This window comes from Bradyrhizobium sp. DOA1 (genome assembly GCF_001593325.1).
In the GTDB taxonomy this organism is placed as follows: Bacteria; Pseudomonadota; Alphaproteobacteria; order Rhizobiales; family Xanthobacteraceae; genus Bradyrhizobium.
Genome location: NZ_JXJM01000001.1, coordinates 4,239,991 through 4,251,811, shown reverse-complemented (window position 1 = coordinate 4,251,811; position 11,821 = coordinate 4,239,991). Strand labels below are relative to the sequence as shown.

Below are 11,821 nucleotides of genomic sequence, written 5' to 3'. Positions count from 1 at the left end.
AGTAAACAGTTACGTGAACAGTTCTTGACCATGCGCTTCGACGTAAGCGGCAAGGCCGAGCGTGTGGTCGCGGGCGCGCTTCTCGGCGAGCTCGGTGTCGCGCGCCTCCAGTGCTTCGATCATGGCGAGATGCTCGGGCAGCGAGGTGGCGGTGCGGTCCTTGCGTCCGATGGTCAGCTGGCGATAGCCGCGCACGTGCAAGAGGAGGTCGTTGGTGAGATCGACCAGCACGGGGGATTCCGACAGCGAGATCAGCGCCTGGTGGAAGGCGATGTTGGCGCGCGAATATTCCTCGACGTGATCCTCGGGCAGGCGGTCCTTGCCGAAATCCTTGAAGTAGTCGCGCAGCGCAGTGATGTCCTTCTTGCGTGCGGTGGTGGTGATGAGCCGCGCGGCCATGCTCTCCAGCGCCGCCCAGGCGCGGATCATGTCGACGATCTCGCTCTTGGTCCTGCGCACCACCATGATGCCGCGGCGGGGAACGGTCTTCACGAAACCGTCCTGCTCGAGCATCGCGATCGCTTCGCGGATCGGCGTGCGGCTGACGCCGAGACGTTCGGACAGCGCGCGCTCGTCGAGCATCACCGGCTCGGGCGTCGAATAGATGTCCATCCTGAGGATGGCTTCCTTCAAGGCATCATACGCCTTGTTCTTGAAGCTGCTCTCCGGGGCAATACGAACGATTGCGATGTCTGCCTCGGCCATGTTCGGCAACGCCTTGGTTGGTTTCCGTAGTGACACGACGAATCTCCTCCAGTGGGGAGTCGTCTTGTACAGGAATACTAACGGGAAAGTTTTTGGCATACCACATGCCAGAATGTCAAGGCGGCTATTTTTTGCGGCGTTCTAAGCTGCGCTCTGACTTGACAAGTTGGCTTCTGGCATACCAAATGCCATCGCCAGCCATTTTTGATCCAAGCCGGCGGAGTAGTGTTGGGCTTGCCCTCCGTTCCGCGGCATGGAGCAGAGCGCGGCGAATGGCAAGCATCACGGGCAGCCGCTACACGCGCGCGCTTTGAAAAGAACGAACTGAGGTCAAGGGAGAAGCCACATGTCCAATTCCAAAGATGCCGTCCGCAAGGTGCTTGACCAGGTCAAGGCGGACAACCGCACCAGCCTGACGGCCCCGGAAGGCAAGCTGGTCTGCGACGCCTACGGCATTCCGGTGCCGAAGGAAGGCGTGGCGAAGTCGGCCGGCGAGGCCGGCAAGATGGCCTCGTCGATGGGCTTCCCGGTCGTGATGAAGATCGTCTCGCCGGACATTCTCCACAAGACCGAAGCAGGCGGCGTCATCGTCGGCCTCAAGACGTCGGAGGAGGCCGAGAAGGCCTACGAGACCATTATCGGCAACGCCAAGAAATACAAGTCCGATGCCAAGATCGAGGGTGTCCAGGTTCAGCAGATGCTGGCCGGCGGTACCGAAGTCATCGTCGGCTCGATCACCGACGGCTCGTTTGGCAAGCTGGTCGCCTTCGGCCTCGGCGGCGTGCTGGTCGAGGTGCTCAAGGACATCACCTTCCGCCTCGCGCCCGCGACCAAGGAAGACGCGCTCTCGATGCTCGACGGCATCCAGGCCCATGAGATCCTGAAGGGCGTGCGCGGCGGCGAACCGGTGAACCGCAACGCCCTCGCCGACGTCATCGTCAAGGTCTCGCAGCTCGTCACCGATTTCCCTGAGATCGTTGAGCTCGACCTCAACCCTGTATTCGCGACGCCGAAGGATGCGACCGCCGCCGACGTCCGCATCGTCGTCGACTTCGCCTATGTGCCGAAGCCCAAGCCGCGGCCGACTGAAGAGATCGTCGCGGCGATGAACCGCATCATGCAGCCGAAGGCCGTTGCGGTGGTCGGCGCCTCGGCCGAGGACGGCAAGATCGGCAACTCCGTGATGAAGAACCTCATCAACGGCGGCTACAAGGGCGACATCTATCCGATCCATCCGAAGGCCGCCGAGATCCTCGGCTACAAGGCCTACAAGAGCGTCAAGGACGTGCCGGGCGTGATCGACGTCGCGGTGTTCGCGATCCCCGCGAAATTCGTGGCCGCAGCGCTCACCGAATGCGGCGAGAAGAAGATCCCCGGCGCGGTGCTGATCCCGTCGGGCTTCGCGGAAGCCGGCGCGCCGGAGCTTCAGGCCGAGATCGTCGAGGTCGGCAAGAAGTACGACATCCGCCTGATGGGGCCGAACATCTACGGCTTCTATTATACTCCGGCCAATCTCTGCGCGACCTTCTGCACCGCCTACGACGTCAAGGGCCACGCGGCGCTGTCGTCGCAGTCGGGCGGCATCGGCATGGCCATCATCGGCTTCTCGCGCTCCGCCAAGATGGGCGTCTCCGCGATCGTCGGCCTCGGCAACAAGTCCGACATCGATGAGGACGATCTGCTCGCCTTCTTCGAGCAGGACCCGAACACCAACCTGATCGCGCAGCACTGCGAAGACCTCAAGGACGGCCGCGCCTTCGCTGAAGCCGCAAAGCGCGTCTCCAAGAAGAAGCCGGTCGTCGTGCTCAAGGCCGGCCGTACCTCGGCAGGCGCGAAGGCGGCGTCGTCGCACACCGGCGCGCTCGCCGGCAACGACCGCATCTATGAGGACGTGTTCAAGCAGTCCGGCGTGATCCGTGCGCGGTCCTTGCGTCAGCTGCTCGAATTCGCCCGCGGCGTGCCGGTGCTGCCGACGCCGAAGGGCGAGAACGTGCTGATCATCACCGGTGCCGGCGGCTCGGGCGTGCTGCTGTCGGACTCCTGCGTCGACAACGGCCTGTCGCTGATGGCGATGCCGCCGGATCTCGATGCGGCGTTCCGCAAGTTCATCCCGCCGTTCGGTGCTGCCGGAAATCCTGTGGATATCACCGGCGGCGAGCCGCCGATCACCTACGTCAACACCGTGAAGCTCGGCCTCTCGGACGAGCGCATTCACGCGCTGATCCTCGGTTACTGGCACACCATCATCACTCCGCCGATGGTGTTCGCCCGCAACATGGTCGAGGTGAAGAAGGAGATGGAGGCCAAGGGTTTCGTGAAGCCCATGGTCGCCTCGCTCGCCGGCGACGTCGAGGTCGAGGAAGCCGCCGAATATCTCTACCAGAACGGCATCCCGGCCTACGCCTATTCGACCGAGCTTCCGGTCGAGGTGCTCGGCGCCAAGTACAAATGGGCGCGCGGGGCGGGGCTGCTCTGAGCTTGCGTTCGCCTCTCCCCGCTCGCGGGGAGAGGCCGGAATTTGCGTCGCACATTCCGGGTGAGGGGGCGCGATGAGCAAGAACGTGATCCGGCGCAAATCGCTCGAGCCCAGATCGCCCGCTGAGGCCGATCATGAAGGCCGCGACGGCGGCGTGCAGTCCGTCGACCGCGCGCTGTCGATCATCGAGACGCTGGCCGAGGACGACGAGGGTTATCGGCTCAGCGATCTCGCCGTCCGCACCGGCCTGTCCGCATCGACGGTGCACCGCCTGCTGGCGACGCTGGAAAGCCGCCGCTTCGTGCAGTTCGACCGCGCCGCATCCAAATGGCATGTGGGCGTGCGCAGCTTCACGGTCGGCGCGAGCTTTGCGCGGCGGCGCAACTTCTCCACCCAGGCGATTCCTTACTTGCGCAAGCTGCGCGATCTCACCCGCGAGACCGCCAATCTCGCCGTGGTCGACGACGAGTTCATCATCGTGCTGACCCGCATGGAAAGCCGCGAGATCATGCGCTCGCTGACCCAGGTCGGTGGCCGAGTCCCCATGGTGACCTCGGGCGTCGGCAAGGCGGTGCTTGCAACCTATTCCGACGAGGACGTCGGCGCCGTCATCCGCCATCACGGCATGCCGCGCCTGACCGAGAAGTCGATCGTTCGGCCGAGCGACCTGTTCAGGGAGCTCGAAAAGATCCGCAAGCAGGGCTACGCCCTTGACGATGAAGAGGCCTGTATGGGCCTGCGCTGCGTTGCGGCGGTCGTCTACAACGACTGCGCGGAGCCGCTCGCGGCGATTTCGGTCTCCGGCATGACCAGCCGGCTGACCGACCAGAGATTGCCGGAAATCGGGCAGATCGTGCGGGATGTCGCCGCCGAACTGACGGCGGCGCTCGGCGGGGTCATCCCGACGCCCCGCTGACCAAGCCCCCGGGGGGTGTCCACTGGACAGCATCGGCCGTTTTGGCTGATATGCGACCAAACGACACAATGCGGCAAACGTCCGCATGAGCCTGGAGACGCCCCCATGTTCCGATTTCCCGCGCGCCTTGTCGGCGCAGCCGTCGCGCTGACCCTGGCGGCAGCCAATCCGGTCCTCGCCCAGCAGCTCGAGCTCAAGCTGATGGCGCCGGCCGCGCCCGGCGGAGGCTGGGACCAGACCGCCCGCTCGATGCAGCAGGCGCTGGTGGCTTCGGGCGTTGCGCGCAGCGTGCAGGTCACCAACGTTCCCGGTGCCGGCGGCAGCGTCGGCATCGCCCAGTTCGTCAATGGCGCCAAGGGCGACGGCAACCAGATGATGGTCAACGGCTTCGTCATGGTGGGCGCGCTCGCCATGAACAAGTCGCCGGTGACGCTGGAGCAGGTGACGCCGATCGCGCGCCTCACCGAGGAAATTCAGGTGATCGTGGTGCCCGCGAACTCGTCGATCAAGACGGCCCAGGATCTCGCCGCCGCAGTGAAGGCCGACATCGCCAAAGTCACCTTCGCCGGCGGCTCGGCCGGCGGCGTCGACCATGTGATGGCGGCGTTGTTCGCCGGCGCCGTCGGCGCCGATGCAAAGAAGATCAACTACATCCCGTTCTCCGGCGGCGGCGAGTCGCTAGCGGCGATCCTCGGCGGCAAGGTCACCGCGGGCATTTCGGGGCTGAGCGAATACGAAGGGCAGATCAAGTCCGGCAAGCTCCGCGCGATCGGCGTGACCTCCGAGAAGCGTATCGCAGGCAGCGACATCCCGACCTTCAAGGAGCAGGGCATCGACCTCGTGATCGCCAACTGGCGCTCGGTGGTCGCGCCTCCCGGCATCACGCCCGAGCAGAAGAAGACGCTGAGCGATGCGGTCGAGAAGATGGTGAAGTCCGACGCCTGGAGGGAGGTTCTCAAGCAGAAGGGCTGGGAGGACGCCTATCTCGGCGGCGATGCCTTCGCCGACTTCCTGAAGAAGGAAACGACACGCGTCACCGACGTGCTGAAATCGGTTGGCCTGGTCAAATCATGACCTCAGGCGATCCCGCCCAGCCGCCGCGGCGCGTCGACCGCGCCGGCCTTGTCATCGCCGCATTGCTTGCGGTGCTCGCCGCTGTGCTGGTCTGGGATGCGCGCGGCCTGCAATCCACCGCGATGTACGGGATGGGGCCGGAGGCGATGCCGGTCGTCGTCGCCAGCGGCCTTGCGCTGCTCGCGATCGGCAATTTGATCGATGCGCTGCGCGGCAATCTGCCGGCGCGCGAGAGCTCCGATCCCGTGCCCGTGGTTCTGATCCTCATTGGCCTTGCGCTGCTGATCGCCATCATCGGCTTCGGCGGCGGCTTCATCCTGGCGACATCGGCGCTGTTCGTGACGACCTCGGCGGCGTTCGGGCGCCGTGCCGTCGTGGTCGACAGCATCATCGCTCTCGTAATGTCCACCCTGATCTATCTCGCATTCGACCGCCTGCTGACGCTGAGCCTTCCTGCCGGCCCCCTGGAGCGACTGTTGTGATGGACACTTTTGCCGCGCTGGCGCATGGCATGGCTGTGGCCGTCCAGCCCATGAACCTGCTCTATGCCTTGATCGGCGTGTTCCTCGGCACGGCCGTGGGCGTGCTGCCCGGCATCGGCCCGGCACTGACGGTCGCGCTGCTGCTGCCTGTCACCTACAAGCTCGATCCCGGCGGATCGCTGATCATGTTTGCGGGCATCTATTACGGCGGCATGTACGGCGGATCGACCACTGCGATCCTTATCAATACGCCCGGCGAGAGCGCCTCGATGGCGACCGCGCTCGAAGGCAACAAGATGGCCAAGGCCGGCCGCGGCGGGCCGGCGCTCGCGACCTCCGCGATCGGCTCCTTCGTTGCTGGCACCATCGCCACCATCGGGCTGGCGTTCCTGGCGCCATGGCTGGTCGATTTCGCCGTGCGCTTTGGCCCCGAGGATTATTTCGCGCTGATGTGCGTCGCCTTCGTCACGGTGTCGGCGACCTTCGGCGATTCACCGGTCCGCGGCCTGACCAGCCTGTTCATCGGCCTGACGCTCGGCCTCGTCGGCATCGACAAGCTGACCGGTCAGGCGCGGCTCGCGTTCGGCGTGCCTGAATTGCTCGACGGCGTCGAGGTGACGACGCTTGCGGTCGGCCTGTTCGCAGTTGGCGAGGCGCTCTACGTCGCCTCTCGCCGCCACCACACCGAGGAGAAGCTCGAGCCGGTGCGCGGCTCGCTGTGGATGACCAAGGAGGATTGGAAGCGCTCGTGGAAGCCGTGGCTGCGCGGCACCATGTTCGGCTTCCCCATCGGCGCGCTGCCGGCAGGCGGCGCGGAGATCCCGACCTTCCTGTCCTATTCCACCGAGAAGCGTCTCACGAAGCATCCCGAAGAATTCGGCAAGGGCGCGATCGAAGGCGTGGCCGGCCCTGAGGCCGCTAACAACGCCTCTGCCGCCGGCACGCTGGTGCCGCTGCTGACGCTGGGCTTGCCGACCTCGGCGACGGCCGCGATGATGCTGGCGGGCTTCCAGCAATATGGCCTCAACCCGGGGCCGCTGCTGTTCGCCGAGCGCCCAGACCTGGTGTGGGGTCTGATCGCCAGCCTGTTCATTGCCAACATGATGCTGCTGGTGCTCAACCTGCCGCTGGTCGGCCTGTGGGTGCGGTTGCTCGCGATCCCGCAGCCCTGGCTCTATGCCGGCATCCTCGTGTTCGCGACCATGGGCACGATCGCAGCAAAGCCGTCAGTGGTGGAGTTGTCGATGCTGGCCGGCTTCGGCGTGCTCGGCTTCCTGATGCGCCGGTTCGACTTCCCGATCGCGCCGGTCGTGGTCGGCCTGATCCTCGGCCCGATCGCCGAAAGCCAGCTGCGACGCGCGCTCGCAATCAGCCTCGGCGATCCCATGACGTTGGTGCAGAGCCCGATCTCCGCGACGCTGCTTGCCATCGCGCTGATCGCGCTATTGGCCCCATTCGTGCTGAAGGGGCTCGGCCGATTCAAGGCGAACGAGGATTAGCGGAACCTCACCGTGTGGTGCTTGCCCAATGCGTAAGCACTGGTGCCACATTATTTGAGTTGCCCCTGCCGCCGTCGGGGGCAACCATCGTTGGGCTGTCCAATCTTCGCGAGAGCCTCGATGACCAAACTCACCCGTTTCTCTGTCGCGCCGCTGCACAGCATGACGCGGCGTCTGGCTGACGTCGCCTCGGCCCGTGTTGCGCCGGATCTCGTGATAACAGGCGGGCGGGTGCTCTCGACCTATTCGGAGCGCATCCACGCCGACCGTGAGGTCTGGATCATCGGCGGCCGCATTGCCGCGGTGAAGCCTGCGGGCACGGCGAAGAAGGTCTGGAGCGGCGTGCCGTTCTATGAAGCGGCGGGCGGCATCATCGCGCCCGGCCTTGTCGATCCGCACATTCACATCGAATCCTCGATGGTGACGGCCTGCGCCTATGCCGAGGCCGCGCTGCTCAACGGCACCACCACAATCTTCTGCGACAGCCACGAGATCGGCAACGTCATGGATGTCGCCGGCGTCGAGGCGATGCTGGAGGACGCGCGGCAGGCGCCGCTCTCGATCTTCCTGACGGTGCCGAGCACGGTGCCCGCGACATCGGCGGAACTGGAGACCGCTGGCGGCGACCTCACGCCGGACAAGATTGCGGGCCTGTTCGACCGCTGGCCCGAAGCGGTGGCGCTCGGCGAGAAGATGGACTTTGTGCCTGTGACGATGGGCGACGAGCGCAGCCACGCCATCCTCGCCGCCGCCTTGAAGCGGGGGCGGCCGGTGTCCGGCCATGTCTACGGCCGTGAATTCGTCGCGGCTTACGCGGCCAGCGGCGTCACCGACACCCATGAGGCGATCGACCGTGACATTGCCGATGATCTGCTCGACGCCGGCGTTTGGGTGTTTTTGCGCGGCGGCCCGCCAACGACGCCCTGGCATTCGCTGCCGCAGGCGATCCGCACCATCACCGAGCTCGGCGCCTCGCACAAGCGCACGGCGGTGTGCACCGACGACCGCGACGCCGACGATCTCTTGCAGTTCGGTCTCGACTGGGTGGTGCGCGAAGCCGTGAAGGCGGGAATGTCGCCCGAGCAGGCCTGGTCGATGGGCTCACTGCACGGCGCGACGCGCTTCGGCATGGAAGGGGATATCGGCGGTCTCGGCGGTGGCCGGCGCGCCGATCTCGTGCTGATGGACGATCAGCTCAAGCCGCAATGCACCTGGTATGGCGGGGAGCTCGTGGTCGAGCACGGCAAGATCACGCCGCGCCTCGATCAGGCGCTGTCGCAGCGCTATCAATATCCGAAGGCGGCCTACGCCACGGTCAAGCTGCCGGGGAAGCTGAAGCTCACGCCGGAGCTGCCTGCGAAAGCCTGCACCGTCAACGCGATCAAGACCGCGCTGCCTGGCATCACGCTGATCCATGAAAAAGTCGCGATCGAACCGGCCAAGGACTGGCCGTCGCTGTTTGCGCGCTACGGCCTCTGCTTCGTTACGGTGGTCGAGCGCCACGGCAAGTCGGCCGGCAATGTTGCCCACGGCCTGCTGAAGGATTTCGGCCTGAAGCGCGGCGCGGTTGGCTCCAGCGTCGGGCATGACAGCCACAACATCATCGTCGCCGGCACCAACGAAGCTGACATGCAGGTCGCGATCGCAGCGATCAGGGAGCAGCAGGGCGGCGTCTGCGTTGTCGCCGAGGGCAAGGTGAGGGCGCTGGTTCCCTTGCCGATCGCGGGGCTGCTCTCCGACAAGCGCGTGACCGAGGTGGCCGAAGAGGTTAGGGCGCTCAAGAAGGAATGGGCCGAGGCCGGCTGCACCATCCCCTATATGGGCTTCAATTTGATTCCCCTATCGGTCATTCCGGAAATTCGCATCACGGACAAGGGCCTCGTGCTGGTGCCGCAGATGGAGCTGGCGCCGCTGTTCGAGTGATCTGCTTTCATGTGTATCTCGGTCTAACCGATTGAGACCGCCATGATTTTTCCGCGGCTGCCGCATCGTGGAAAATAAAATCGATCTCGTTGAGATCGCATCACACAGACCGGATGATCTCGCTCGCTGACGCAACTTAGAGCGAGGTCCGATATGGCGAAGATGCGAGCCGTCGATGCAGCCGTGCGAATTCTGGAGAAGGAAGGCATCTCGACCGCCTTCGGGGTTCCCGGCGCTGCGATCAATCCGCTTTACTCGGCGCTGAAGAAACGCGGCTCGATCCGCCACATCCTGGCACGGCATGTCGAGGGCGCCTCGCACATGGCCGAGGGCTACACGCGGGCCAAGGCGGGCAATATCGGCGTTTGCATCGGCACGTCGGGGCCGGCCGGCACCGACATGATCACCGGGCTCTATTCGGCGATCGCCGATTCCATTCCAATCCTCTGCATCACCGGACAGGCGCCGCGGGCGCGCCTCTACAAGGAGGACTTCCAGGCCGTCGACATCGAGTCGATCGCAAAGCCCGTGACGAAATGGGCAGTGACGGTGCGCGAGCCGGCGCTGGTGCCGCGCGTGTTCAGCCAGGCGTTTCACGTGATGCGCTCGGGCCGGCCGGGACCGGTGCTGATCGACATGCCGCTCGACGTGCAACTCGCCGAGATCGAGTTCGACGATGAGACCTATGAGCCGCTGCCGGTCTACAAGCCGGCCGCGACGCGCAAGCAGGTCGAGAAGGCATTGGAGATGCTCAATGCTGCCGAGCGGCCGCTGATCGTGGCTGGCGGCGGCATCATCAATGCCGACGCATCTGATCTGCTGGTGGAATTTGCCGAGATCGCCAACGTGCCCGTGGTGCCGACGCTGATGGGGTGGGGCGCGATCCCCGACGACCATGTGCTGATGGCCGGCATGGTCGGGCTCCAGACCAGCCATCGCTACGGAAATGCAACGCTGCTGGAATCCGACTTCGTGCTCGGCATCGGCAACCGCTGGGCCAACCGCCACACCGGCTCGGTCGAGACCTACACCAAGGGCCGCAAATTCGTGCATGTCGATATCGAGCCGACGCAGATCGGGCGCGTGTTCAATCCGGATCTCGGCATCGTCTCGGACGCGAAGGCGGCGCTCGAGCTGTTCGTCGCCGTCGCCAGGGAGTGGCGCCGGTCAGGCAGGCTCCGCGAGCGCCAGGCGTGGCCCGCGTCCTGCCGCGACCGCAAGAAGACGATGCTGCGCAAGAGCCATTTCGACAACGTCCCGATCAAACCGCAGCGCGTCTACGAGGAGATGAACAAGGCGTTCGGCCGCGACACCACCTATGTCACCGTAATCGGCCTGTCGCAGATCGCCGGCGCGCAGTTCCTCGGCGTCTACAAGCCGCGCAACTGGATCAATGCCGGGCAGGCGGGGCCGCTCGGCTGGACGCTCCCGGCGGCGCTCGGCGTGCGCGCGGCATGCCCGGATCGCGAGATCGTCGCGCTGTCGGGGGACTACGACTTCCAGTTCCTGATCGAGGAGCTCGCGGTCGGCGCGCAGTTCAATCTGCCCTACATCCACGTCGTCGTGAACAATTCCTATCTCGGTCTGATCCGCCAGGCCCAGCGCGGCTTCGACATGGACTATCACGTCCAGCTCTCCTTCGAGAACATCAACGCGCCCGAGATCGGCGTCTACGGCGTCGACCATGTGACGGTCGCCGAAGGCCTCGGTTGCAAGGCGATACGCGTCACCGACCCCAAGGACACGCAAGCGGCGTTCGCGACCGCGCGCGAATTGATGGCCAAGCATCGCGTCCCCGTGGTGGTCGAGTTCATCCTCGAGCGCGTCACCAATATCGCGATGGGCACCGAGATCGACAACATCGTCGAGTTCGAGGAGGTGCTCGATCTGCCGCTCGACGAGGTCGCAAGCGAGCGGCTCAATGTGTTGCAGCCGGCAGAGTAAGGGAACCGCATCATGCCGAAATTTGCTGCCAATCTCACCATGCTCTTCAACGAGATGCCGTTCCTCGACCGCTTCGCCGCTGCGAAGGCGGCGGGATTTGCCGGCGTCGAATATCTCTTTCCCTATGATTTCGACAAGGCGCAGCTGCGCGAGCAGTTAGAGTCTCACGGACTGACGCAGGTGCTGCACAATCTGCCGGCCGGCAATTGGGCGGCTGGCGAGCGCGGCATCGCCATCCTGCCCGATCGCACCAGCGAATTCCGCGACGGAGTGTTCCGCGCCATCGACTACGCCAAGGCGCTGGATTGCGAGCAGCTCAATTGCCTCGTCGGGATCGCGCCTGCCGGTGCCGACCCGCGCGAGCTTCAGGAGACGCTGGTCGGCAACCTACGCTTCGCGGCCTCGACGCTGGCGCGGGAGAACATCAAGCTGCTGGTCGAGCCGATCAACACGCTGGACATTCCGGGCTTCTACCTCAATGGCACCGAGCAGGCGGTGCGGCTCATCTCCGAGGTGCGGTCGAGCAATTTGTTCGTCCAGTACGACATCTATCACATGCAGATCATGGAAGGCGATCTCGCCCGCACCATGCAGGAATATCTGCCGCAGATCGCGCATATCCAGCTCGCCGATAATCCCGGCCGTCATGAGCCCGGCACCGGCGAGATCAACTATCCCTTCCTGTTCCGCCATCTCGACGCGATCGGCTATCGCGGCTGGGTCGGCTGCGAATACAAGCCGCGCACCACGACCCTGGAAGGGCTTTCGTGGCACGCGGCGCAGACGTTCGAGACGTGAGGAA

Annotated in this window: 9 protein-coding genes; 8 read left to right on the top strand and 1 reads right to left on the bottom strand. The window is 65.0% G+C overall.

Annotation, left to right across the window (positions count from 1 at the left end):
- Nucleotides 1-9 precede the first annotated feature (9 nt).
- Nucleotides 10-705 carry a GntR family transcriptional regulator gene (locus SE91_RS20050; protein WP_008553944.1) on the bottom strand — a complete coding sequence of 232 codons (696 nt, stop codon included), beginning with the start codon at nucleotides 703-705 and terminating at the stop codon, nucleotides 10-12.
- A 346-nt stretch (nucleotides 706-1,051) separates the two neighbouring features.
- Between SE91_RS20050 and SE91_RS20045 the strand changes: the two genes are divergently transcribed.
- The 8 genes from SE91_RS20045 to hyi all read left to right on the top strand — a co-directional run bounded on the left by SE91_RS20045 (nucleotide 1,052) and on the right by hyi (nucleotide 11,817).
- Nucleotides 1,052-3,181 (top strand): acetate--CoA ligase family protein, encoded by a 2,130-nt coding sequence (locus tag SE91_RS20045; protein ID WP_061848815.1) that lies wholly within the window; start codon nucleotides 1,052-1,054, stop codon nucleotides 3,179-3,181.
- Nucleotides 3,182-3,254: 73 nt separating this feature from the next.
- The gene (locus SE91_RS20040; RefSeq protein ID WP_061848814.1) at nucleotides 3,255-4,097 is read left to right on the top strand and encodes an IclR family transcriptional regulator; all 843 of its coding nucleotides are present in this window, start codon (nucleotides 3,255-3,257) and stop codon (nucleotides 4,095-4,097) included.
- 105 nt (nucleotides 4,098-4,202) lie between these two features.
- Complete coding sequence (locus SE91_RS20035) at nucleotides 4,203-5,171, top strand: Bug family tripartite tricarboxylate transporter substrate binding protein (protein WP_061848813.1); 969 nt, start codon at nucleotides 4,203-4,205, stop codon at nucleotides 5,169-5,171.
- On the top strand, nucleotides 5,168-5,653 hold the full coding sequence (locus SE91_RS20030) for a tripartite tricarboxylate transporter TctB family protein (RefSeq protein ID WP_061848812.1): 486 nt from the start codon (nucleotides 5,168-5,170) through the stop codon (nucleotides 5,651-5,653). The genes SE91_RS20035 and SE91_RS20030 overlap by 4 nt, the downstream gene beginning before the upstream one ends.
- Nucleotides 5,653-7,152, top strand: coding sequence for a tripartite tricarboxylate transporter permease (locus SE91_RS20025; RefSeq protein ID WP_008553968.1), 1,500 nt, complete (start codon nucleotides 5,653-5,655; stop codon nucleotides 7,150-7,152). Before SE91_RS20030 ends, SE91_RS20025 begins: the two co-directional genes overlap by 1 nt.
- 120 nt (nucleotides 7,153-7,272) lie before the next feature.
- On the top strand, nucleotides 7,273-9,075 hold the full coding sequence (locus SE91_RS20020; RefSeq protein ID WP_061848811.1) for an adenine deaminase: 1,803 nt from the start codon (nucleotides 7,273-7,275) through the stop codon (nucleotides 9,073-9,075).
- A 153-nt stretch (nucleotides 9,076-9,228) separates the two neighbouring features.
- Nucleotides 9,229-11,019, top strand: coding sequence for a glyoxylate carboligase (gene gcl / locus SE91_RS20015; protein ID WP_061848810.1), 1,791 nt, complete (start codon nucleotides 9,229-9,231; stop codon nucleotides 11,017-11,019).
- A 12-nt stretch (nucleotides 11,020-11,031) separates the two neighbouring features.
- Entirely contained in the window at nucleotides 11,032-11,817 is a 786-nt protein-coding gene (gene hyi / locus SE91_RS20010) for a hydroxypyruvate isomerase (RefSeq protein WP_008553997.1), read from the top strand.
- Nucleotides 11,818-11,821 lie beyond the last annotated feature (4 nt).

Coding starts and splice junctions, on each gene's coding strand:
- SE91_RS20045 (WP_061848815.1), top strand. CDS start 1,052: ATGTCCAATTCCAAAGATGCCGTCCGCAAGGTGCTTGACCAGGTCAAG.
- SE91_RS20030 (WP_061848812.1), top strand. CDS start 5,168: ATGACCTCAGGCGATCCCGCCCAGCCGCCGCGGCGCGTCGACCGCGCC.
- hyi (WP_008553997.1), top strand. CDS start 11,032: ATGCCGAAATTTGCTGCCAATCTCACCATGCTCTTCAACGAGATGCCG.
- SE91_RS20035 (WP_061848813.1), top strand. CDS start 4,203: ATGTTCCGATTTCCCGCGCGCCTTGTCGGCGCAGCCGTCGCGCTGACC.
- SE91_RS20050 (WP_008553944.1), bottom strand. CDS start 705: ATGGCCGAGGCAGACATCGCAATCGTTCGTATTGCCCCGGAGAGCAGC.
- SE91_RS20020 (WP_061848811.1), top strand. CDS start 7,273: ATGACCAAACTCACCCGTTTCTCTGTCGCGCCGCTGCACAGCATGACG.
- SE91_RS20025 (WP_008553968.1), top strand. CDS start 5,653: ATGGACACTTTTGCCGCGCTGGCGCATGGCATGGCTGTGGCCGTCCAG.
- SE91_RS20040 (WP_061848814.1), top strand. CDS start 3,255: ATGAGCAAGAACGTGATCCGGCGCAAATCGCTCGAGCCCAGATCGCCC.
- gcl (WP_061848810.1), top strand. CDS start 9,229: ATGGCGAAGATGCGAGCCGTCGATGCAGCCGTGCGAATTCTGGAGAAG.